Origin of the sequence: Micromonospora sp. WMMD980 (assembly GCF_029626035.1) — a bacterium.
In the GTDB taxonomy this organism is placed as follows: domain Bacteria; phylum Actinomycetota; class Actinomycetes; order Mycobacteriales; family Micromonosporaceae; genus Micromonospora.
On the sequence record NZ_JARUBE010000003.1, the window covers coordinates 1499169 to 1519865 of the forward strand.

Sequence of the window (20697 nt, forward strand, 5' to 3'; positions counted from 1 at the left end):
CCGTCACTCCCGTAGCGTCTCGTGGGGTGGCCTCCCGTATGTCTCCCGGTAGGCGGCCGCGAAGCGGCCGGGGCTGGTCCAGCCCCACCGTCGGGCGATGCCGGCGATGGTCGCGCCGGAGGCCGGGTCGGCGGCGGCGAGATCGCGGTGGGCGCGGGCGAGGCGGACCTGACGCAGGTAGGTCAGCGGACTGTGGCCGACATGTCGCTGGAACGCGGCCTGCAGGCCGCGTGGCCCGACGCCGCAGGCGGCGGCGACCTGCGCCACGGCGACCGGTTCGGCGGCGTGCTCCTCCAGATATGCCTGCGCGCGACGGATCACCGGCGGCGCCATCCGGCGGGGCTCCGGCACGTACGCGGCGGTCATCGTGGTGTTGGGGAGGACCGCGAGCGCGGTGGTCGCCGTCAGAGCGCGGTGGTGCGCCGACCGAGCCCGCGACACCCGCCGCCTCCCGTGGCCGACACCCCTGCGGCGAGATCCTGGTACGGAACGGTCGCTGCGCGGAGACCGGCCGGAAGCCGGCCCCGCCGGGTGGCGGGACCGGCTCGGGTGGAGCGGGATCAGCTCAGGTGCGCGCGCAGCGCGTCGGCCATGCCCTGCTCACCCCGGGCGTTCGGGTGGAACGGCGCGGCCGCGTTCTGCGGCACCAGCCCCTCGACCCAGCGGGTGCCGCTGCCCTTGCACGCGTCGCGGCCGATCGACGGGGTGTAGACGTCGGCGTAGCTCGCGCCGTTCGCCGCCGCGGTGTCGGCCAGCATCGTGTTCAACGCCTTCTCGACGCCCCGCAGGTAGGGCACGTCCTGGTAGGCGATCGGCACCACCGGCCAGCAGCCGTACCCGCTGTCCGGCAGGATCGCCGGGTAGCCGAGCACCACGACCCGCGCGCCCGGCGCGGCCTGCGTGACCGAGCGCAGCACCGTTGTCACCTTTGGCACGGTGGCGGCGATCCGGGCCCGGAGCTGGTCGGTGCCGCCGGCGGTGAACCGGTCCTTGCACGGCGAGCCGAGCGGGCTGCTGACGCTGGCCTGCGCGCAGTCGCTGATGATCCCGGAGAAACCGATGTCGTTGCCGCCGATCTGCACCGTCACCAGCGCCGTGTTCGGGGTGACCGAGTTGAGCTGCGGCGGCACGTTGATGCCGAGTTGGCCGTCGCCGCCGTACAGGATGTCGTCGGTGGTGGCCCCGGAGCAGCTCACGTCCGCGAACGACGACGAGCCGGACGCGGCCGCGACCAACGACGGGTAGTTGCGGTTGGAGCGCAGGCAGTTCAGGTCGGTCTGGGTGGGGATGAGCGGGCCGGCGGTGTACGAGTCGCCGAGCGCCACGTAGCGCCCGGAGGGCACGGCGGCGTTGGCGGGTGCGACGACGGCGAGCAGCAGGCCGGCGGTGGCCGCGGCGAGCGTGGCCAGGCGTGCGGCAGTACGCGGCAGCGACAGGCGGGGACGGATCATGGCGCCCTCCCGGAGCGGGATCATGGGGTGGTGGTCCCGGAAGTCTGTCCGTGCCTGTGATGCCGGTCAATATAGACCAACCTCATTAAGGGGGAGCAGGGGTGTGCGATGCGTCGAGACTGTCCGGCATGGAATTTCCGTGCTTCCACCGCTACCGGCCGCACTCCGTTCCGCTGCGGGACGGGTTGCGAGAAGATCACTGGTCCTACATGGACCGGCTCGGGACCGGGATGATCGCCCGCGGGCCGACCCTCGCCGACGACGGCGCGACGCCCACCGGCAGCCTGCACATCGTCGACCTGCCCGATTCCGCCGCCGCCCGCGCGTTCGCGTTCGACGAGCCCAACTACCAGGCCGGCGTGTATCGCGACGTGTTGCTCCGGCGCTGGCGCAACACGCTGCGACGACGCATGGGGGATTTTCCCGGCGGCCCGGTCGGTGGCAACCGTTACCTGGTGCTGGCCCTCGGCGCGGGAGAGGCCGCCGACCTGGCCGTGCCCGGCGATCCGGATCGGCTGATCGCCTACGGCCCGCTGCTGTCCGACGACCGCGCGGCCTGGTTGGGCACCGCGCTGCTCGTGCAGGCGTCGGATCCGGACGCGGCCCAGGGCCTCCTGACCGCGCGTCGATACGCCGACGTCGAGGTGCTCGCCGATGCCGCGCATCAGCGGGTTGTCCGCCGAGTGCGTCAGGAAGACCAGGGACAGGACGAGCGCCCACCCGCGCGACCGCTCCCAGGTCGCGTCGTCCGCGCGGCCGTACGCCTCCCGAAGAGCGGCACGCTGCTCCGCCGTGAACAGCATCCAGGCCACGGACAGGTCGGCGGCGGAATCGCCCGAGGTCAGGTCACCGAAGTCGATCACGGCGCTGATGCGACCGTGGTCGACCAGGATGTTGGCCGGGTGCAGGTCCCCGTGCAGCCACAGCGGCGGACCGTCCCAGGCGGGCGTAGCGGCGGCCGCCTCCCAGACCGGCCGGGCGGCGGCGCGGTCGGCCGGATCGACGTGCGCCAGCCCGGTCAGGACCCCCTCGGCACGCCCGGCCAGTGGAATCCCGCGAAACAGGTTGACGGGCGCCTCCGAAGGAGCCGGGACATGCAGCGCGCCCAGGAATCCGCCGAGCGTCGCCGCGGCCGACCAGTGATCGTCGGGCTCCGCCCACGCTGCGATCCGGCCCGGGAAGAACGGCACGACACTCCACGACCACGGATACTCTGCCGTCGGCCGGCCGACACGCAGCGGCGCTGGCACCGGCAACGGCAGGCGGTCGGCCAACTCCGGCAGCCACCGCTGCTCGTGCGCGACGAGTTCGGCGGCGATGGCTCGTCGTGGTAGCCGGACCAGGAGCTCCGCACCGAGCCGACACACAAGCCCGGTGGTGCTGGAACACCTCGTCTCGTACGCCGGTCAGGCGGCGGCGGACGCCGCCTCGGTGCTCAACAACGTCGGCGCCGCCTGGTGGGAGGACTCCAACAACCCCACCACCGACGTGCAGGTGCGGCTCTGGGAGAGCAACGACCGGGCTGAGCGGTTCTTCGCCCTGGTCGGCGGCTTCCTCGCCGAGATCGCGCCGCTGAACCCGCCCAGCCGGGAGGAGATCGTCGCCTCCGGCGCCACCACCACCGCCGCCGCGGACGCGCTGACCCGCCACGGGGTGCCGTTCCGCGCCGCGCACTCGGTGGTCGGTCGGCTGGTGCGCGCCGGCGGGCCGGACACCTGGACCCCCGAGGGCGTCCGGGCCGCCGCCGCCGACGTCGCCGGCGAGCTGGACGACGCGGCGGTGGCCGACCTGATCGCCGCCGCCGTCCGCCCGGAGCTGGTCCTCCAGCGGGCCCAGGCCGACGGGCCGGGTGCCGCCGCGGTCCGCGCCCAGGTGGGCGTGCTGCGCGCCGCGCTCGACCCGGTCGCCGAGCGGCTGGACGCGGTGCGCGGCCTGCTGCGCCGCGCCGACGAGGCGCTGGACGCCGTGGCCGCCGAGCTGGGGGCCCCGTGAGCGCGAGGAGTGAGCCGGGTTTGCGAGCCCCGCAGTCGCGAACAGAGGGTGGCCCCGTGAGCGCGAGGTGTGAGCCGGGTTTGCGAGCCCCGCAGTCGCGAACAGAGGTCAAACCGTGAGCGTGCGGCTGTCCGGCCCGCCCGCCGCCGGCACGCGCGGCGCGGGGTTGTTGCTCGGCATCGACTTCGGCGGCACGAAGATGGCGGTGGGGGTGTCCGACGCCGACGGCCGGCTGCTGGTCCGCCGGCGGGTGCCCACCCACGCCGAGCGGGGCGCGCCGCAGGCGCTGGCCCGGGCGCTGGCGCTCGCCGGTGACCTCGTCGGCGAGGTCGGCGGTCCGCTCGCCGCGGCCGGGGTGGCCTCGCCCGGCGTGGTCCGGCCGGACGGCATCGACCTGGCGCCCAACGTGCCCGGCTGGGATCGGCTGCGCCTGGCCGACGCGGTCCGCGACGCGCTGGACGTGCCCCGGGTCGCGGTGGACAACGACCTGAACGCCGCCGCCCTGGCCGAGTTGCGCCACGGCGCGCTGCGCGGCGTCGACCCCGGCCTGGTGGTCGGGATCGGCACCGGCGTCGCGGCGGCGGTCACGGTCGGCGGCGCGGTGCTGCCGGGTCACCGCGGCGCGGCCGGCGAGATCGGGTACGCGGTGGCCGGCGGCCCCTGGCCGGGGACCATGCTGGAGTTGGACTTCTCCGGCCGGGCGCTGGACCGGCTCGCCGCCGACCTCGACGTGCCGGGCGGGACGGCGGGTCTCGCCGCCGCCGCCGAGGCGCCGGGCGCGCCGCGTGACGCGCTGGCCGCCCGGGTCGACGAGGCGGCCCACGCGCTGGCGACCTGCTGCCTGCTGCTCGATCCACAGCGGATCGTGCTGGTCGGCGGCGTCACCCGCAGCGCGTTGATCCGGCGGATGCTCGTCGACCGGCTGACCGAGGTGCTGCCGCACCCGCCCGACGTGGTGCGCTCCGGCTTCGCCGACGACGCCGCGCTGTACGGCGCGCTGGCCCTGGCCCGGGACACGGTGCCCGCGTCGCTGTAGCGTGCGTCACATTTTCCGGCTCGCTCGGCGGCTCGGGCGGATCTCGGGATCCGTTGCCGTGCAACGGATCCCACCAGGTGGAGTGCGGTGACACGGCACCCGCCTGGCTCACCCGGGCACGCACCGGAACGGCGTCGGCACCGATGGTGAAGACCGACCAGACGTCGGCGATCGTGGATTTGCAGCCGTCATTACGCTGCGGGGTGGTTGATCGCCGGAACCACGGACGACAGGTGGAAGAACCTCAGATGAGTGACAATCACCCTCCCTACGGAGGCTATCCGGACCCGAACGCCGGAGCGTGGGGCAACCAGCCCGACCCCAACGCGCCGTACGGTCAGCAGCCGGCCTCCGGTGCGCCCTACGGTGTGCAGCCCGGCTCGGGCGCGCCGTACGGTCAGCAGCCCGCGTCCGGCGCGCCCTACGGCGCCCAGCCGGGTTCCGGTGCGCCGTACGGCGCGCAGCCCGGCGCGCCGTACCCGGGCCAGCCCGGGTACCCGGGGCAGCCGGCGCCGTTCGCGCCGGCCCCGCCGCCCGGCGGCCGGTCGAAGAAGGGCCTGATCGTGGGCCTCGCCGCCGGCGCGGTGACGTTGACGCTGCTGTGCTGCGGCGGTGGCCTCGCCTACGTCGCGTTCGGCGGCGACGACAAGGACGACCCGACGCCGGTCGCGTCCGGCAGCTCCACCCCGGGGCCGACCGCGACTCCGTCGCAGGCCGGGCCGGAGACGACCGGGCCGGAGGAGCCGACCAACAACGACGCGACGACCGCCCGCTACGCCAGCGACCTGTCCGCGGTCTGCGAGGGCGGCGCGATCCTCAACGCCACCCCGTACACCGGGCCGTCGAACGCCAAGGCGTACGTCTTCTCCAACGCCCCGGACCGGCCGACGTTCTGGTCGCAGAAGTCGTTCAGCTCGGACAAGCCCTACTACGCGAAGTCGGCGGACTTCGCCACCGCGTCGGTCGTCGGCTGCCTCAAGATGGTGGACGGCAGCGAGGGCACGCCGAAGAAGTGCCAGTACAAGGCGACCGACGGCAAGATCGTCACGGTCGACTACATCTCCTCGCGCTACACGCTGACGTTCCACGCGGCCAAGACCGGCGAGAAGATCGGCGACGGCGGCACCGTCACCGCGCCGGCCGCCCGCTGCCCGAGCTTCATCTCCTACAACAAGGTGACGATGAAGTCCTACGCGGCGCCGGACAGCGGCACCATCGAGGCGGCGCTGGACCGGTTCCTCAAGTAGGTAGGTGGTGACCGGGGGCCCCGCTCAGCAGAACGCGTTGAGCGGGGCCCCCGCCTCACGGGCATTCGTTGGCGAAGATGCGCAGCAACTCGGGCAGGTGGAAGCGTTGGCCGAGGCCGCCGGCGTCGACCGGCACCAGCATGTTGTGCTGGACCAGGTGCTCGACCAGCCGGCTGGCCTGCTGCCGGGGCAGGCGCAGGATCTCCACCGCGCTGGTCGGGGTGATCAGTGAGTTGGCGGCGGCCAGTTCGCGCAAGGCCCGGCGGGCGTCGACGTCGAGCCCTCGGTAGCTGACCGAGAGCGTGTGCCGCACCGAGATGTCCCCGACGACCAACTCGGCGAGCCGGTTCTCCTCGATCTCCAGATGCTCGGCGAAGCCGGGCAGCGCGCCGTCCGGCTGGGTGACCAGCCGGCTGCCGACGATCCGCAGGGCCAGCGGCAACTGGTCGCAGGCGTCGGCGATCCGGCCGAAGACCTCCGGCTGCTCGCGGACCCGGTCCTCGCCCGCGATCGTCGCCAGCAGTTCCACCGCCTCGTCGCGGTCCAGCGCGCCGAGCGTGAGCCGCCAGCCGACGTCCAGGTCCAGCAGGCGCTGCCGGCTGTTGACCAGCACCAGGCTGCGGCCCGCGCCCGGCAGCAGCGGGCGGACCTGCTGCGCGCACTCCACGTCGTCGATGATGAGCAGCAGTCGCCGGCCGGCGAGCGCGCACCGCAGCACCGCGGCCCGCTCCCGGATGTCCTCCGACACGTCGGTCAGCGGCACCCCCAGCTCGACGAGCAGTTCCCGGATCAGCTCCCCGCTGCCGCGTGGCGGCTCGTCGCCGCTGTCGAAGCTCACGAAGAGCTGCCCGTCGGGGAAGAGGTCGGCCAGGTCGTAGCCGCTGGAGATTGAGAAGGAGGACTTGCCGACCCCGGGCGCGCCGGAGACCAGCACGACGGCGGCGTGCTCGTCCGCGCCGGTCGAGTCCGCGATGCCCTCGGCGATGGCGCGCAACTGACCGGCGGTGGTGTCCCGGCCGACCAGGACCGGCGGCTTCATCGGCAGCGCCTGCCTTCCGGCCGGCGCCGCGGCGGGCCGGCCGGCGGGCGGTCGGGCCTCGGTCGAGTCCGCGTCCAGCGCGGCCTGCAGGGCGCCCTGCAGGGCCGGGCCGGGGTCGACCCCGAGTTCGTCGACGATGCCGCGTCGGGCCTGCTGGTAGGCGACCAGCGCCTCGCCGACGCGTCCCTCGAGCGTCAACGCGGTCACCAACTGTGCCTGGTGGCGTTCGTCGAGCGGCTCCTCCGCCACCATCCGGCGCAGCGCCGGGATGACCCGCGCCGGCTGGCCCAGGCGCAGGCGCAGGTCGGTCAGCTCGACCGTCATCTCCCGGTGCTGCTCCCGCAGCGCGGTGACGGTCGCGCCCAGCTCGGCGCCGAGGTCCGGCAGGTCCTCCAGCGGCTGGCCCCGCCACAGCCCGACCGCCCGGTCGAACAGGTCGGCGGCGGCGTCCGGCCGGTCCGCGCGCGCGGACCGGCGCGCGTCCTCGGCGAGTCGCCGGAACCGGAGCAGGTCCAGCTCGTGCTCGTCGACCCGCAGGTGGTAGCCGGTGCCGTCGTGGACCAGGCGGTCGGCCGAGTCGCCGCCGCGGTCCAGCGCCTGCCGCAGCCGGTGCACGTAGGTGCGCAGGTTGCGCACCGCCGACGCCGGCGGCGCGTCGGGCCAGAGGCCGTCGACCAGCCGGGCGGTGGAGACGGTACGGCCCGGGTTCAGCAGCAGCAGGGCGAGCAGGAGTCGCGGCTTGGTGCCGGTCAGCGTGATCGCGTGGTCGTCCGCGGACAGCGCCAACGGACCGAGAACACTGAACTGCATGGATGTAGTCCCTCGCTCCGCAGTGCGTCCACCGTGTTGTGGCGCCTGAATTTCCCACCTTCGGCTAGGGAATAACCCGCTCCCAGATGATGAAAGGACTCACCGATCGGGTTGTTCTTCGTGACCCAGCGTGAGTTGCGCCGTCGCCAGGTGCGCCGCGTCCAGCACGGCGACCGCGTCCGCCACCTGAGCGCCCTCGGCGCGTCCGGTGCGGGCCAGCTCGGCGAAGTCCTCCGCCTGGCGGGCCAGCGCGGCGTACATGGTGGCGTCGCCGTCGGCCGGGTCGAGGAACGTCAGCCGGACGTGGTCCCGGGTGCCGAAGACCTCCACCGCCGCCATGTCCCCGCCCGGATGGTGCCGGCCGAGCGAGACCAGCGCGGTGCCGCCGCGGGAGAGACCGAGCAACGCCTGAGCGCTGTCCACGTCCCGCCCGCGCACCGCCGGGTCGGTGACGTGCCCGGCCGGCTGGGCGCAGACACGGATGACGTCCTGCCCGGTCAGCCACCGGATCTGGTCGAACTCGTGCACCCCCATGTCCACGAAGATCCCGCCGCTGCCGGTGCGGAACGCCGCCGGCGGCGGCTCCCCGTCCCACTGCGACGCGGCCACGAACAGCACCTCACCCAGCTCGCCGCCGGCGATCCGCTCGCGCAGCCGCCGCAGCTCGGGCACGTACCGGCGCCAGTAGGCGACCTGGAAGCCGACGCCGGCGGCCGCGGCCACCCGGCCGGCCTCCGCGGCCTCGGCCGCGTCCAGCCCGGCCGGCTTCTCGCACAGCACCGGCAGCCCGGCCTTCGCGGCGTCGGCGACCAGCGCGCCGTGCCGGCCGGTCGGCGCGGTCACCAGCAGACCGTCCGGCGCGGCGTCCGCGAGCAGGTCCGCCACGCTCGGGTACGCCGGCAGCCCGGCGGCGACGACCGCCGCCCGGGCGTCCGGCACGGGGTCGACCACGTGGCTGATCCGGACCTTCCGGTTGCCCGCCAGCGCGCGCAGGTGGTGGTGGCCCATCCGCCCCGCGCCCACCAGCGCCAGCCGGAACTCATCGCTGCTCGTCATCGTCGTCCCCCTCGTCGTGGTCCGTGCCCAGCCAGGCCGCCAGCGCCGCCACCACGGCCGGAGCGCCGGTGGCGAAGACGGTCCGTCCGTCCCGGCGCCAGCGGCGGGTCACCCCGCCACCGGCCTCCACCAGGGCGGCGCCGGCGGCGACATCCCACTCCGCCGGGTCGAAACTGAGGAACGCGTCCAGTTCCCCGGTGGCCACCGCCGCCAGGTCGCAGACCGTGGATCCGGAGTTGCGCAGGTCCGCGACGCGCGGCGCGAGGCCGACGAGCGCCTGGTAGGCGCGCCGCCGCGGGCCGGGCGCGTTCGGCACCGCGAACGCCACCAGCGCGTGTGCCGGCACCGCGTCGCGGTTGACCGCCACCCGGGCGTCGCCGTCGTGCGCGCCGTCGGCGTCGAGCACCAGGCAGGCGCCGGAGGCCGGTTGCAGGATGGTGGCCGCGACCACCCGACCCTCGCCCACGTCGCAGCCGGCCGCCACGGCGATGCTGACCGCGTAGCGGCTCGCCCCGTGGCTGAAGTTGAGCGTGCCGTCGAGCGGGTCGACGATCCAGCGCAGCCCGGAGCAGCCGGCGCTCAGCCCGGACTCCTCGGCCAGCACCGCGTCCTGCGGACGGTCGCGGGCGAGCAGGTCGAGGATCGCCCGTTCGCTGGCGTGATCGGCGGTGGTCACCGGGTCCTGCGCCGCCCCTCCCTTGTGGACGGTCTGGAAGCCCCGGTGGCGGGCCTGGCGGATGGCGTCCGCCCCGGCCCGCGCGGCGCGCAGGCTGAGGTGGCGCAGGTCGGCCGGAGCGGCGCCGATGCTCATCGCGCCACCTCCGGCTCCCGCAGGTCGGCGACCTGCGCGTAGTGCCCGTCCACGAAGAGCAGCGGAGGTGTCGACCGGAGCAGGCCGGCGGCGCGGACGGTCCCCATCAGCACCGCGTGGTCACCGGCCGGCTCGGCCGACACCGCCTCGCACCCGAAGTACGCCACCCCGTCGGTCAGCCGTGGGCAGCCGGTCTCGGTCTCCGCGTCGTACGCGACGCCGGCGAAGCCCTCCGCGCCGGTGGGCCGGCCCCGGCTGGCGAACCAGGCCGCGTCGTCGCGCTGGTCGTCGGCGAGCACGGTGACCGCGAACCGGCCGTCGCGCCGGACCGCGTCCAGCAGGCGGCAGTCCCGCCGCAGGCAGACCAGCAGCATCCGGGGGGACAACGACACGGTGGTGAACGAGTTGACAGTCATGCCGAGCGGTCCGTCCGGCCCGAGCGCGGTCGCCACCGCCACCCCGGTGGCGAAGCGCCCGGCCACGGAACGGAACGCCCGCTCCTGCTCGTACGCGTTGCTGATCCCGGTCATCACCGTTCTCCTCTCGTCCCGCCGACGTCGCCGACCAGGGCGGCGGTCCGGCGTCGGTCGGTCTTGCCGTTGCCGTTGGTGGGCAGCGCGGCGACGTGGTGGATCCGGGCCGGCACCATGTAGCCGGGCAGCCCGTCCGCGCAGCGGCGGGACAGCTCGGCGTCGATCCCGGCGGCGCCGGTGTAGACCGCCTCCAGCGTCACGCCGTCGCCGGTGCCGAGCGCCAGCACCACCGCGTCCTGCACGCCGGGGTGCCCGCGCAGCACCATCTCGACCTCGCCCAGCTCGATCCGATAGCCGCGCAGCTTCACCTGGTCGTCGAGGCGGCCGTGGTGCACGAGCGTGCCGTGCTCGCGGCGGACCCGGTCGCCGGTGCGGTAGTAGCGCCGGCCGGCGTGCTCGACGAACCGGCCCTCGTCGTCGGCCGGGTCGAGGTAGCCGGCGAAGCACTGCGCTCCCCGCACACACAGCTCACCGTCGTCGCCACCGGTCGTGCCGTCCCCGCCCCGCACGATCGCGTCCAGGTCCTCGTGCACGTCACCGATCGGCACCGTGCCGTTCGACGTCGCCGGCCAGTCCGCCGGATCGGCCGGCAGCCGGTGCGCGGTGCAGGTCACGGTCAGTTCGGTGGGGCCGTACAGGTTCTCCACCACGCTGCCCGGCGCCGCCGCCGCCCAGGCCCGCGCCTGCTCGACGGTGAGCTGCTCACCGGCGAAGAGGCTGTGCCGCAGGCCGGGCATGGCGCCGGGAGAGAGCATCCGCATCCGGCGGGCCAGCGACACCACCGACGGCACCGAGAACCAGTGCGTGATCCGCCGCTCGTTGACGAACCGCACCGGGGTGAGCACCTCGTCCGGCTGCGGCACCACGAGGGTGGCGCCGCCGCCCCAGGCGACGAACATGTCGAACACCGACGGGTCGAACGTCAGGTCGAAGGTCTGCGACAGCCGGTCGCCCGGGCCGACCCGGTAGACGTCGAGGCAGTGGGCGAGATAGGCGTCCACGTTGCGGTGCCGGATCGGCACGCCCTTGGGCCGGCCGGTCGACCCGGACGTGAACAGCAGGTACGCCACGTCGTCCGGGCGCACCGCCGGCTCCGGCGGGGCCGCGCCCGGCGGCTCGTCGAGCCGTACCGTGGCGGCGTCGCCCGCGACCTCGGCCGCCACCGCCGCGCCGGCGGCGTCGACCACCAGGGCGTCCACCCCGGCGTCGCGGCACAACCGGGCGTTGCGGGCGGCGGGGAAGGCCGGGTTGAGCGGCACCACGACCGCGCCGGCCCGCAACGCGCCCAGATAACCGGCGTACGCCGGCAGGCTGCGGGCCGCCAACAGGCCGACCGCCCGCGGACGCCGGCCCACCCGGGCATGCATCCGCCCGGCGAGACCGCCGGCCAGCTCGTGCAGCCGGCGGTAGGTCACCGACTCCCCGCCGACCTCCAGCGCGACCGCCTCGGGCAGGCGCTCCGCGCTGCGCTGGAACCACTGGTAGAGACTCACGGCGTTGCTCCCTTCCGTGCTGTTTCGGGTCAGATCCCGGTGCCGACCAGTTCGTCGGCGTGGTCGGCGATGCCGGCGAGCATCGCGCCGGTGGCGCCGCCGGCGATGCCGAACATGGCCACCTCGCCACGCAGGTGCGCCTCGCCGCCGTCGCGGAACGCGTCCGCGCCGCGCAGGCGCACCGCCTCGGCGGCGACCCGGTCCACCGTCTCGGCGGCGGCGACCTTGAGCACCATGCCGTCGACCGGGGACACCACGGGCTCCGTCGCGGCCAGCGGCGGCGCGCACAGCGCGTCGAGCTGGCGGACGGCGACCAGGCAGCGGGCGTACCGTTCCCGGATCGCCGGGCGGTCCCAGAGCGTGCCCTCGGCGGCCGGTCGCCGCCGCAGCCAGTCGCGCAGGTCGGCCAGCAGCCGGTGGCACATCGCCCGCGCCCACAACGCGCCGGCCAGCCGTTCGACGCCGACCTGCCGGGCGAACCCGGCCAGCGCCCGGCCGGGACGACCGACCACGGTGTCCGGGTCGAGCGCGACGCCGTCGAGGCGCAGGTGCCCGACGCCCGCGCCGGCGAACGCCCGGCCGGCGGAGGAGACCGTCACGCCCGGCGCGGCGGCCGGCGCGAGCACCCAGCAGAAGCTGGTGAAGTGCCGCGCCGCGCGGTGCCGGGCCAGCACCAGCGCCGCGTCGCAGGTCGTCGCGTTGGTGATCCAGGTCTTCGCGCCGTCCACCGTCGCCGCGTCGTCGCCCAGCTTCACCCTCGTGGTGGCGTCGAGCAGGTCCGAGCCGGACCCGGCCGCGTCGGTGACGGCCAGCGCCACCACCGTCTCGCCGCGCAGCATGTCGCGCCGGGCGCGCTCCGCCGGTCCGGCCGCGCCGGCCAGCAGCGGCAGCACGGTGGCGACCTGCACGCAGACCGACAGCGTCACGCCCAGCGGGCAGCGGGCGTCCAGCTCGGTGAGCAGCGCCGACAGCCGCACCGGGTCCGGCTGGTCGCCGCTTGGGTAGAGGGCCGCGACGACCCCGCCGGCACCCAGCGCGCGCCACACGGCGCGGGCGTCGGTGGGGTCCACCCCGGACAGGGCAGCGCGCACCTCGGCGCGGCCCCCACCCGGCGCGGTGTCGTCCCCGCGCGGCGTGTCGTCGTGCCCACCCGCCCCGGTGTCGTCCCCGCTCGGCGCGGGGGAGGTCGACTCAGGCAAGACGCACCCCCGGGTCGCGCAGCGACAGCGCCCCGTTGGCCAGGCGCAGCCGGTCGTTGGCGTAGTTCAGCGACGCCGACCGCAGGTCCCGGAAGGTGCGCTCCAGCGCCAGCGGCGAGTCGGTCAGGTAGCCGTGGCGCAGGCCGGCCAGCTCGACCAGCTCGTGCGCGGCGGCGAACGACTCCTCCGCGGCCCGGATCTTCAGCGTGTTGAGCAGCAACTGCACCGGCGTCGCGGACATGTCCGGCGCGTCGTCGACCACCGAGACGGTGTGCCGCAGCAGCGCGTGGGTCGCGTCCAGCCGGGCCCGGATCCCGGCCAGCCGCAGCAGCACCAGCTCCGACGAGGGGGCGAACTGTCGCCGTCCCGCCTCGCTGCGCGCGTGCCGCAGCACCCGCGCGTACGCCCCGGCCGCCGCGCCCAGCCAGGCCGCGGCCCAGCCGACGTGCGCCAGCGGCGCGAAGACGGTGGTGGCGATCTCCCGGAACGCGCCGTGCTCGCCGACGACCTGCCACTGCGGCACCGCGCCGCGCAGCCGCATCGGCACACTGTGGGTGGCCCGCATGCCCAGCGGGCGCCACCCGCCGGTCACCTCGACCTCCACCTGGTCCCGGGCGGCGTAGACCAGGTCCACCTGCGCGGCCGACCCGGCGTCCGGGGCCCGGGTGGTGATCAGGAACGCGTCCGCGTAGGGGCCGCCGGTGACGATCGGCGCGGCCCGGTCGATGCCGAGCATCTCGCCGTCGTGCGTCAGCGCCGACTCGGCGGTCAGCAGGTGTCCGCCCTTGCCGGCCTCGGTGGTGACCGAGCCGAGGTAGCGCTCGCCCCGGGCCACCGCGGGCAGCACGTCGGCCCGCAGCTTCTCCCCGCCGTACGCGGTGATCGCGGCGACCTGCTGGCAGTGCATGGCGAAGACCATCGCCACCGACATGTCCACCCGGCCCAGCGCCAGCGTGACGTCGACCAGGTCGGTCAGCGTGCCGTCGGCGCCGCCCTCGGCGGCCGGGACGAGCAGCCCCAGCAGCCCGGTCCGCCGCATCGCGGCCAGCGCCTCGGTCGGGAACGTGGCGGTCTCGTCGGCCCGGCCGGCGTGCGCCGCCGCCACCTCGGCGACGGTCTCGACGGCCGGGGCGTACCCGGCGTCGGCGGTCATCGGGAACCACCGCCGACCGGGGTGCGCAGGTCCTCGACCACGCCCCACAGCCCGCCGGCGGTGGCGAACGTGGAGTCGACCAGCTTGTCGTCGGGCACGGAGACCCCGAACGTCTCCTCGATGGCGAAGAGCAGCTCGATCTCGCGCATCGAGTCCAGGCCGAGGTCGCGCAGGCGCGACTCCTCGGTGATCTCGCCGGCGCCGGCGAACTTGAGGAACGGCCGGAGCAGCTCGGTGAATTCGGCGTTCATGACGTCACCTCTCATCTCGTGGTTCGTCGTCGGCGGCCGGCGGTTCGGCCGGGCGCCGGGTCAGCGTCAGCCGGGACGTCTCGACGACCCGGTCGCCGTCGCAGACCACCTCGACCGGTGCCGGGTGGCCGAGGAAGGCCAGCAGGCTGGCCGACAGCCCGTACGCGCCGACGTTCGGCACGGCCAGCACGTCCCCGGGGCGTACGTCGGGCAGGTTCGCGGCGCGGGCCCAGGTGTCCAGCGGTGTGCACAGCGGCCCGGCCACGATGGCGGCGCGCAGCGGCTCGCCGTCGCGGTCGTCGGCCGGGTGCAGGGCGGGTACGAGCGGCGGCAGCCGGCGCAGGCCGGACATCCCGCCCAGGTGGTTGATGCCGGACTCCAGCACCACCACCGGGGTGCCCTGCGACCGCTTCACGTCCAGCACCCGGGTCAGCAGCGTGCCGGCGGTGGCGGTGAGGAACCGGCCCGACTCGAACGCCACCGTCGGCCCGTCGTCGCGCCAGCCGGGAAACAGCCCGTCCAGCGCCGCCCCGACGCGCTCGGCGAGCCCGGACAGGTCCGCGTTGCCGCCGGGGCGGGCGAACGGTGCGCCGAAGCCGCCGCCCAGGTCGAGCACGTCCAGTTCGACGCCGAGCAGGTCGCGCAGCGTGCCGGCGGTGGTCGCGGCGGCGGTGAACTGCGCGACGAGCGCGTCCACCGAGTCGACGTTGCTGCCGGTGTAGAGGTGGAACCCGCGCACCGCCGCCGACGGACGGGAGGCGAACCGCTCCGGTTCCCGCTCGATCCAGTCGACGTCCGCGCCGAACTGGGACGCGACGCCGGTCATGGTCAGCCCCTGGCCGGGGTTCGGCACCCGGTCGTTGACCCGCAGCAGGCACCGGACCTCGACGCCGTGCGCGGCGGCGATCCGGTCGGCCTGGTCCAGCGCGACCGGCGAGTCGACGGAGAACCAGCGGACCCCGGCGCGGATGGCGCCGGCCACCTCGGCGTCGCGCTTGCCGGGCCCGGTGTAGAGCATCCGGTCGCCGGGCACCCCGGCCCGCAGCGCCGCCGCCAGCTCGCCGGGGGAGCAGATCTCCGCGTCGCAGCCGGCCTCGTGCAGCGCGGCCACCACGGCGGGGTGCGGGTTGGCCTTGAGTGAGTAGTAGAGCCGGCTCGGGGTGGGCAGCGCCGCGCGCAGCGTGGCGTGGTTGGCGCGCACCTGCGCCAGGTCGTAGCGGTAGGCGGGCGTCTCGAAGGGCAGGTCAGCCACGGCGCTCACCCGCCAGCCGGGCCAGCGCCCGCCGGTCCACCTTGCCGTTGCCGGTCAGTGGGAGGGCGGGCAGCACGACGCAGCGCGCCGGCACCTTCATCTCCTCCAGTTGGCCGCGCAGCCGGCTCAGCACGTCGCCGGGCGCCAGCGCGGCCACCACGAACAGCGTCGCGCCGTCGTGGCCGTCGACCGGGGGCAGCACGCCGGCCGCGTCCACGCCGTCGACCCGGTACGCGGCGGCCTCCACCTCGGTGGCGCTGACCCGGGTGCCCTTCTCCTTGTAGACGTCGTCGCGCCGGCCGGTGAAGTGGACGTAGCCGTCGGGGTCGACCAGGCCGTGGTCGCCGGTGTGCAACTGCGGGAACAGCCCGTGCGCGCGCCGGAACCGCTCGGCGGTCAGCTCGGGGCGCCGCCAGTAGCCGGCCATCACGTGCGGGCCGCGGACCACCAGCTCGCCGGTGACCCCGGCCGGTTGGCGCCGGCCGTCGGCGTCCACCGTGAAGATCTCGGTGCCGGGGAGCGCCCGGCCGCAGGCGCCGGGGCGACGCAGGTCCTCGTCCGGCGGCATGATCGCGGCGCGCTTGCACTCGGTGAGGCCGAACATCAACTGCACGATCAGGTCGGGCAGCAGCCGGCGCAGGCCGGCCAGCACCTCCGGCGGCATGGCCGCGCCGGTGTTGGTGACCAGCCGCAGTGGCGGGCGCGGCGCGCCGGGCCGGCCGAGCAGCCGCAGCAGGTTGATGGCGAGCGACGGCACGCAGGGCAGCACCGTAGCCCCGGACTCGACCAGGCTGACCAGCAGCCGGCCGCCGGTCTCGGCGGGGTCGCCCAGGCGCAGCCGGGCGCCGGCCACCGTGCTCAGGAAGATCTGGTAGAGGCCGTAGTCGAACGAGGTGGGCAGCACGTCGTGCACCACGTCGTCGGGCCGGTAGCGCAGCTCCGACTGGATCGCCCGGACCGCGAACGTGACCTGCGCGTGCGTGGAGACCACCGCCTTCGGCATGCCGGTGCTGCCGGAGGTGTAGATCAGGCAGACCGGGTCGACCGCCAGCGGTCCCGCGCCGGCCGGCGGGTCACCGTCCGCGCCGTTCGCCGCCGCGCGGGCCAGCTCGGCGGCGCCGCGCACCGGAACGTGCCGGGCGCGGGCCAGGTCGCCGAGCGCGGCGTCGTCGGTGAGCACCAGGGTCGGTTCCGCATCGTCGAGCACGTGCGCCAGGGCCACGTCCGGGGCCGGCGTCCGGACCACCACGAAGACCGCGCCGGCGCGGGCGACCGCGTACAGCAGCGCCGGCAGCGCCGCGTCGGCGGGCAGCGCGACCAGCACCCGGTCGCCGCGCCGTACACCGTCGGCACGCAGCCGGCCGGCCAGGCGCACGCTGGCGTCCCGGACCTGGTGGTACGTGCGGCAGGTGGTCCCGTCGTCGACGGCGGACGCGTCCGGGCGCGCGGCGGCGGTGGCGTCCAGCAGGTCGTGCAGCAGCGTGGCATTCATCGGGCACCCCCGGCGGCGGCGCCGAACATGGCGCACAGCGAGCCGACGTCGCGCAGGTCGGCGGCGGAGAGCGCGGTCGCCGGGACCTCGACGCCGAGCCGCCGCTCCACCCGGTCGATCACGTCGACCAGCCGGAACGAGTCGAAGCCCGGCAGTTCCCGCAGCACGTCCGTGGTGCGCAGCGCGGCCCCGTCCAGGTGCAGCGTGTCGCCGAGCGCGCCGAGCACGGCCGCGCGTACGCCGTCCCCGCCGGCCGGTGCGGCGGCGGTCGGCGTGGCCATCGACTCCAGCGCGTCCAGGTGCTCGGCGAGCAGCGCGGCGAGCGCGTCCACCAGCTCCGGCGCGGCCGGGCGGCCCGCCTGGGCCCGGCGCAGCGCCACGTAGCTGCGCGCGGAGAACTGCTGCCAGCGCGCGCCCTGCCCGGCCAGCGCGGCGGCGGCGTCCGGCCGGGCCGCGGTGAGCCAGTGCTCGTGCAGGTCGCGGGCGCGTCCGAGCAGCCAGACGTCGAGCACGAGGCGGTGCACGCCGGCGACCGTGTCCAGCGCGGCGCCGATGCGGGCCAGGTAGTCGGTGATCTTCGGGCGGGCCCGGCGGGCGCGCTCGGCGTTGCCGGCGAGCATGGCCGGCACGTCGATCGCCGGTGCCGGGTGCGCCGCCACGGCCAGCGTGTGCGCGCCACCGGCCAGCGCCGCGTCGAAGTCGGCGGTGGGCAGCCGCCACACGCCCGGCCGCGCGGCGCCCCAGGCGGTGTCGTTGTGGTAGCCGTCCACCACCGTCACCTCGTCGTCGGCGGCGTCGGTGACCAGGAAGCTGTGTCGCATGCGTTCGTGCCCGTGGTAGGGACACCAGGGCAGGTCGTAGGCGTCGGCGGTGACGTATAGCGGCTGACCCGGGCCGCACAGCCGGCGGACCTGCGGCCCGTCGAGCTGCATCCACCGGCCCTCGACCCGCAGGCCGAGCAGGTCGACCGCCTCGGCGGCCCGGTCGTCCGAGGTGGCCTCGACGGTGACCAGGCCGTCGCGCTCGCGGGTGCGGAACCCGTAGCGGGCGCCGAGGGCGAGGTGGCTGCCGGCTCCGTGGGCATGGTCGGCGAGCAGGGCGAAGCTCGTCTGGAGGCAGTCCAGCGCGGTCGCGCGCAGACCGGTCAGGATCGGGGTCCACACCGGGTCCGTGGCCGGCGGGTCGGGTGCGTTCCGGACGTGTGACATGGGGGGGCTCCTCGAAGCGGATACACGGGGCGGGGCCGCCGGCGCGGGACGTGCCGCGCCGGCGGCCGGGACGACGGTCAGTCGGCGGAACGGCCGTCCAGCCCGCCGGCCCAGGTGGAGAGCGTCTGCGCCTGCTCGGCCAGCGCGTGCTCGTCGGTGCCGATCGGATCCTTGAAGAAGAACCCCAGCTCCTCGATCGCGCCCACGTGCCCGGCCCGGTGCGCCGCGGCGGTGAGCCGGGCCAGGTCGAGCACCAGCGGGGCGGCCAGCGTGGAGTCGACGCCGCTCCAGGTCAGCTGCATCGACATCCGGACGCCGAGGAAGCCCTCGAACGAGACGTGGTCCCAGGCGGTCTTGTGGTCGCCGAGGTCCGGCACGTTGTCGATGTGCAGCGGGGCGGTCACGTCCTCCCCGAGCAGCGCCGGGAGCACGCCGGACTTGGAGCTGAGCTTGCTGCGGGCGTTGCGCGGGTCCTCCAGCGTGGCGCCGTCGCCGCCGCCGAGCAGGTTGACCCCGGCCCAGGAGAGCACGTGCAGGGCGCGGCAGGTGAACATCGGTGCCAGCGCGGTGCGCAGCAGCGTCTCGCCGGTCTTGCCGTCCGAGCCGGCGAAGGGCACCCGCTCGCGCTGCGCCATCATCTCCAGCGCGGGCAGCCGGGCGCCGGTCGACGGGGTGAAGTCGACGAAGCCGCACCCGGCGCGGAACGCCGCGTACGCGACCACCGAGCTGGCCGGCAGCACCTTGTCGTCCGGGTCGGCCAGGCTGCGGGTGAGCGCGTCCAGGTCGTCGTGCTCGGGGCGGTGGTCGACCGGCGGTTCGGTCGACGACACGTTGATCACGACCACCCGGGACAGCCCGTGGCGGTCGCGGAACTCCTCGATGTCGCCGGCCAGCCGGTCGATCACGTCGGCCAGCGGGCCGGTCTCGGTACGCGCGTCGTAGCCGGTACGCAGGTCGCGCTCGACCTCGGGCAGGCTGCCCCGCACCGCGGCGAGCACCGGCGCCGGGATGACCCCGGAGTCGACGAGCGACTCGGCCTTCTTCTCCAGCGGCGTGTCGACGATGTCGTGCCCGCCGATGACCATGTCGGTCCAGTCGGCGAGCGGCGCGTCGCGCAGCATGCCGGTGTCGGTGACGCAGCCGGTCGAGGCGGTCATGCCGGCGCGCAGCGCCAGCAGGCCGGTGATCGCGGTGGTGGCGACCGAGCCGCGGGCGCCGTTGAGCCACACGCCTACGGCTCCGTCGGCATCGGGGGTCGAGTTGTGCGAGGTCTCACGCTGGGTGACGGTCACGGGATGGTCCCTTCTGGTGGGTGCGCCGGCGGTGGCGCGGATCAGCGGGCGAGCACCTTGGCCACGGCGGTGGCGACGTCGTGCATGTCCCGCTCGGTGCCGAGGAAGGTGCTGTGGTGCGTCTGGACCGTGTGCGCGGCGAGCCACTCGGTGTTCGGGTAGGCGCGGTCGGCGTGGATCGCGGCGAAGCGCTCGGCCAGCGGCGCGAGCAGCGGCTTGGTCCAGGGCTGGAGCAGCCGGCTTCGGTGCAGCGGCTCGTCGGTGCAGTAGAACCGCTTGCCCAGCTCGGCGGTGAGCGCCGCGGCCACCGCGGCGTTGTCCATCCCGGTGGGCAGCTCGTCGAGGACGATCGTCCCCTCGTAGATCGAGATCCGGGTCTGCGCCGGCGCCGGTTGCAGCAGCCGGACGCCGTCGACGTCGGCCAGCAGTTCGCTGAGCAGTCGGTAGTTGCGGTTGCGCACGTCGTGCTGCGCGTCCAGCGTGGCCAGTTGGGCACACACCACCGCGGCGGAGAACTCGCCCAGGCAGAAGTTCGCGCCCTGCACGCCGGCGCTCTCCTCCAGGTCCAGCTCGCCCGGCGGCGTCCGGTCGCCGCGGTAGCGGCGCGAGTCGGCCCGCAGCTCCTCCAGCACCGGCGCGAGGGTGTCGTCGTCGGTGACCACGGCCCCGCCCTCCCCGCAGGTGAGGACCTTGCCGTGCTGGAAGCTGAAGCAGCCGAGCCGGCCGAACGAGCCGGCCTGGCGGCCCTGCCAGGTGGCGCCGTGCGCCTGCGCGCAGTCCTCCACGAGGGAGATGCCGCGCGGCCCGGTGACCGCGTCGAGCGCCGGCATGTCGGCCATGTTCGAGGCCCAGTGCACGGCCACCACGGCCCGCGGGTCCACCGACAGGTCGAGGTCGTCCGGCCCGACGCAGCCGGTGTCGCGGTCGACGTCGACCAGCACCGGCACCAGTCCGGCGCGCAGCGCGGCGGTGGCGGAGGCGGTCCAGGTCAGCGCCGGCACGAGCACGGTCTCGCCGTAGCCGAGGCCGAGCGACTCCAGTGCCACCACCAGGGCGCTGGACCCGTGGTCGACGGGTACGCAGTGGCGGGTGCCGACGTAGCGGGCGAAGTCGGCGGCGAAGCGGCGTTCGAACAGGCCGCCGTCGCCGACGGCGGGGCTGCTGATCGCCCACCGCCCGCCGTGCAGCACGGCGGCGAGGTTGCGGGCGGCGTCCGGTGCGGGGATCGGCCAGCGCGGCCACGGGCGGTCCGGCGGACGGACCGGCCGGCCGCCGTCGACGGCGAGCCGCCGGTCGAGCGGGATGGAGGTCGTCATGTCTCCGACCTTGATGGCCGTCGATACATTGCCGATACATGCCGGATATCTGCGCAAGAGGTTTCC

At 75.3% G+C, this 20697-nt stretch carries 19 protein-coding genes; 4 read left to right on the forward strand and 15 right to left on the reverse strand.

The annotated features are described in order from the left end of the window. Nucleotides 1-3 precede the first annotated feature (3 nt). Together O7618_RS07280 and O7618_RS07285 are read right to left on the reverse strand one after the other, a co-directional pair. Nucleotides 4-441 (reverse strand): helix-turn-helix domain-containing protein, encoded by a 438-nt coding sequence (locus O7618_RS07280; RefSeq protein ID WP_278105208.1) that lies wholly within the window; start codon nucleotides 439-441, stop codon nucleotides 4-6. 119 nt (nucleotides 442-560) lie between these two features. Then, nucleotides 561-1451, reverse strand: a complete 891-nt coding sequence (locus O7618_RS07285; protein ID WP_278105209.1) for an SGNH/GDSL hydrolase family protein — start codon at nucleotides 1449-1451, stop codon at nucleotides 561-563. Between the two features lie 101 nt (nucleotides 1452-1552). Between O7618_RS07285 and O7618_RS07290 the strand changes: the two genes are divergently transcribed. From O7618_RS07290 to O7618_RS07305, 4 genes are all read left to right on the forward strand, one after another. Then, nucleotides 1553-2785, forward strand: a complete 1233-nt coding sequence (locus O7618_RS07290; RefSeq protein ID WP_278105210.1) for a YciI family protein — start codon at nucleotides 1553-1555, stop codon at nucleotides 2783-2785. Nucleotides 2786-2825: 40 nt separating this feature from the next. Next, on the forward strand, nucleotides 2826-3443 hold the full coding sequence (locus O7618_RS07295; RefSeq protein WP_278105211.1) for a hypothetical protein: 618 nt from the start codon (nucleotides 2826-2828) through the stop codon (nucleotides 3441-3443). 115 nt (nucleotides 3444-3558) lie between these two features. Next, a complete protein-coding gene (locus tag O7618_RS07300; protein ID WP_278105213.1) occupies nucleotides 3559-4479 on the forward strand; it encodes an ROK family protein in 921 nt (306 codons plus the stop codon). Nucleotides 4480-4727: 248 nt separating this feature from the next. Beyond that, nucleotides 4728-5726 (forward strand): hypothetical protein, encoded by a 999-nt coding sequence (locus tag O7618_RS07305; protein WP_278105214.1) that lies wholly within the window; start codon nucleotides 4728-4730, stop codon nucleotides 5724-5726. A gap of 55 nt (nucleotides 5727-5781) precedes the next feature. Here O7618_RS07305 and O7618_RS07310 read toward each other — a convergent pair whose 3' ends face one another. The 13 genes from O7618_RS07310 to O7618_RS07370 all read right to left on the reverse strand — a co-directional run bounded on the left by O7618_RS07310 (nucleotide 5782) and on the right by O7618_RS07370 (nucleotide 20631). Then, nucleotides 5782-7575: an AfsR/SARP family transcriptional regulator gene (locus O7618_RS07310; RefSeq protein WP_278105215.1), complete on the reverse strand. Its 1794-nt coding sequence runs from the start codon at nucleotides 7573-7575 to the stop codon at nucleotides 5782-5784. A gap of 99 nt (nucleotides 7576-7674) precedes the next feature. Continuing rightward, on the reverse strand, nucleotides 7675-8631 hold the full coding sequence (locus O7618_RS07315; RefSeq protein ID WP_278105216.1) for a Gfo/Idh/MocA family oxidoreductase: 957 nt from the start codon (nucleotides 8629-8631) through the stop codon (nucleotides 7675-7677). Further along, complete coding sequence (locus O7618_RS07320; protein WP_278105217.1) at nucleotides 8615-9442, reverse strand: inositol monophosphatase family protein; 828 nt, start codon at nucleotides 9440-9442, stop codon at nucleotides 8615-8617. Before O7618_RS07320 ends, O7618_RS07315 begins: the two co-directional genes overlap by 17 nt. Beyond that, entirely contained in the window at nucleotides 9439-9972 is a 534-nt protein-coding gene (locus O7618_RS07325; protein WP_278105218.1) for a flavin reductase family protein, read from the reverse strand. The genes O7618_RS07320 and O7618_RS07325 overlap by 4 nt, the downstream gene beginning before the upstream one ends. Beyond that, nucleotides 9972-11468, reverse strand: coding sequence for an amino acid adenylation domain-containing protein (locus tag O7618_RS07330; protein WP_278105220.1), 1497 nt, complete (start codon nucleotides 11466-11468; stop codon nucleotides 9972-9974). The genes O7618_RS07325 and O7618_RS07330 overlap by 1 nt, the downstream gene beginning before the upstream one ends. Before the next feature lie 29 nt (nucleotides 11469-11497). Then, nucleotides 11498-12667, reverse strand: coding sequence for an acyl-CoA dehydrogenase family protein (locus O7618_RS07335; protein WP_278105221.1), 1170 nt, complete (start codon nucleotides 12665-12667; stop codon nucleotides 11498-11500). Then, nucleotides 12660-13820, reverse strand: coding sequence for an acyl-CoA dehydrogenase family protein (locus O7618_RS07340; protein ID WP_278105222.1), 1161 nt, complete (start codon nucleotides 13818-13820; stop codon nucleotides 12660-12662). The genes O7618_RS07335 and O7618_RS07340 overlap by 8 nt, the downstream gene beginning before the upstream one ends. Next, a complete protein-coding gene (locus O7618_RS07345; protein WP_278105223.1) occupies nucleotides 13817-14071 on the reverse strand; it encodes a phosphopantetheine-binding protein in 255 nt (84 codons plus the stop codon). The genes O7618_RS07340 and O7618_RS07345 overlap by 4 nt, the downstream gene beginning before the upstream one ends. A gap of 4 nt (nucleotides 14072-14075) precedes the next feature. Then, nucleotides 14076-15323, reverse strand: coding sequence for an alanine racemase (locus tag O7618_RS07350; RefSeq protein ID WP_278105224.1), 1248 nt, complete (start codon nucleotides 15321-15323; stop codon nucleotides 14076-14078). Beyond that, complete coding sequence (locus O7618_RS07355) at nucleotides 15316-16815, reverse strand: AMP-binding protein (RefSeq protein WP_278105225.1); 1500 nt, start codon at nucleotides 16813-16815, stop codon at nucleotides 15316-15318. Before O7618_RS07355 ends, O7618_RS07350 begins: the two co-directional genes overlap by 8 nt. Further along, nucleotides 16812-18023 carry an acyl carrier protein gene (locus O7618_RS07360; protein WP_278105226.1) on the reverse strand — a complete coding sequence of 404 codons (1212 nt, stop codon included), beginning with the start codon at nucleotides 18021-18023 and terminating at the stop codon, nucleotides 16812-16814. Before O7618_RS07360 ends, O7618_RS07355 begins: the two co-directional genes overlap by 4 nt. 77 nt (nucleotides 18024-18100) lie before the next feature. Continuing rightward, complete coding sequence (locus O7618_RS07365; protein ID WP_278105227.1) at nucleotides 18101-19315, reverse strand: inositol-3-phosphate synthase; 1215 nt, start codon at nucleotides 19313-19315, stop codon at nucleotides 18101-18103. Between the two features lie 41 nt (nucleotides 19316-19356). Continuing rightward, complete coding sequence (locus O7618_RS07370; protein ID WP_278105228.1) at nucleotides 19357-20631, reverse strand: DegT/DnrJ/EryC1/StrS family aminotransferase; 1275 nt, start codon at nucleotides 20629-20631, stop codon at nucleotides 19357-19359. Between the last annotated feature and the right edge of the window lie 66 nt (nucleotides 20632-20697).

Bases quoted from the DNA above. Each gene is read 5' to 3' on its own strand.
- O7618_RS07285 (WP_278105209.1), bottom strand. From the start codon at position 1,451: ATGATCCGTCCCCGCCTGTCGCTGCCGCGTACTGCCGCACGCCTGGCC.
- O7618_RS07305 (WP_278105214.1), top strand. From the start codon at position 4,728: ATGAGTGACAATCACCCTCCCTACGGAGGCTATCCGGACCCGAACGCC.
- O7618_RS07310 (WP_278105215.1), bottom strand. From the start codon at position 7,575: ATGCAGTTCAGTGTTCTCGGTCCGTTGGCGCTGTCCGCGGACGACCAC.
- O7618_RS07315 (WP_278105216.1), bottom strand. From the start codon at position 8,631: ATGACGAGCAGCGATGAGTTCCGGCTGGCGCTGGTGGGCGCGGGGCGG.
- O7618_RS07320 (WP_278105217.1), bottom strand. From the start codon at position 9,442: ATGAGCATCGGCGCCGCTCCGGCCGACCTGCGCCACCTCAGCCTGCGC.
- O7618_RS07325 (WP_278105218.1), bottom strand. From the start codon at position 9,972: ATGACCGGGATCAGCAACGCGTACGAGCAGGAGCGGGCGTTCCGTTCC.
- O7618_RS07340 (WP_278105222.1), bottom strand. From the start codon at position 13,820: ATGACCGCCGACGCCGGGTACGCCCCGGCCGTCGAGACCGTCGCCGAG.
- O7618_RS07345 (WP_278105223.1), bottom strand. From the start codon at position 14,071: ATGAACGCCGAATTCACCGAGCTGCTCCGGCCGTTCCTCAAGTTCGCC.
- O7618_RS07355 (WP_278105225.1), bottom strand. From the start codon at position 16,815: ATGAATGCCACGCTGCTGCACGACCTGCTGGACGCCACCGCCGCCGCG.
- O7618_RS07360 (WP_278105226.1), bottom strand. From the start codon at position 18,023: ATGTCACACGTCCGGAACGCACCCGACCCGCCGGCCACGGACCCGGTG.
- O7618_RS07370 (WP_278105228.1), bottom strand. From the start codon at position 20,631: ATGACGACCTCCATCCCGCTCGACCGGCGGCTCGCCGTCGACGGCGGC.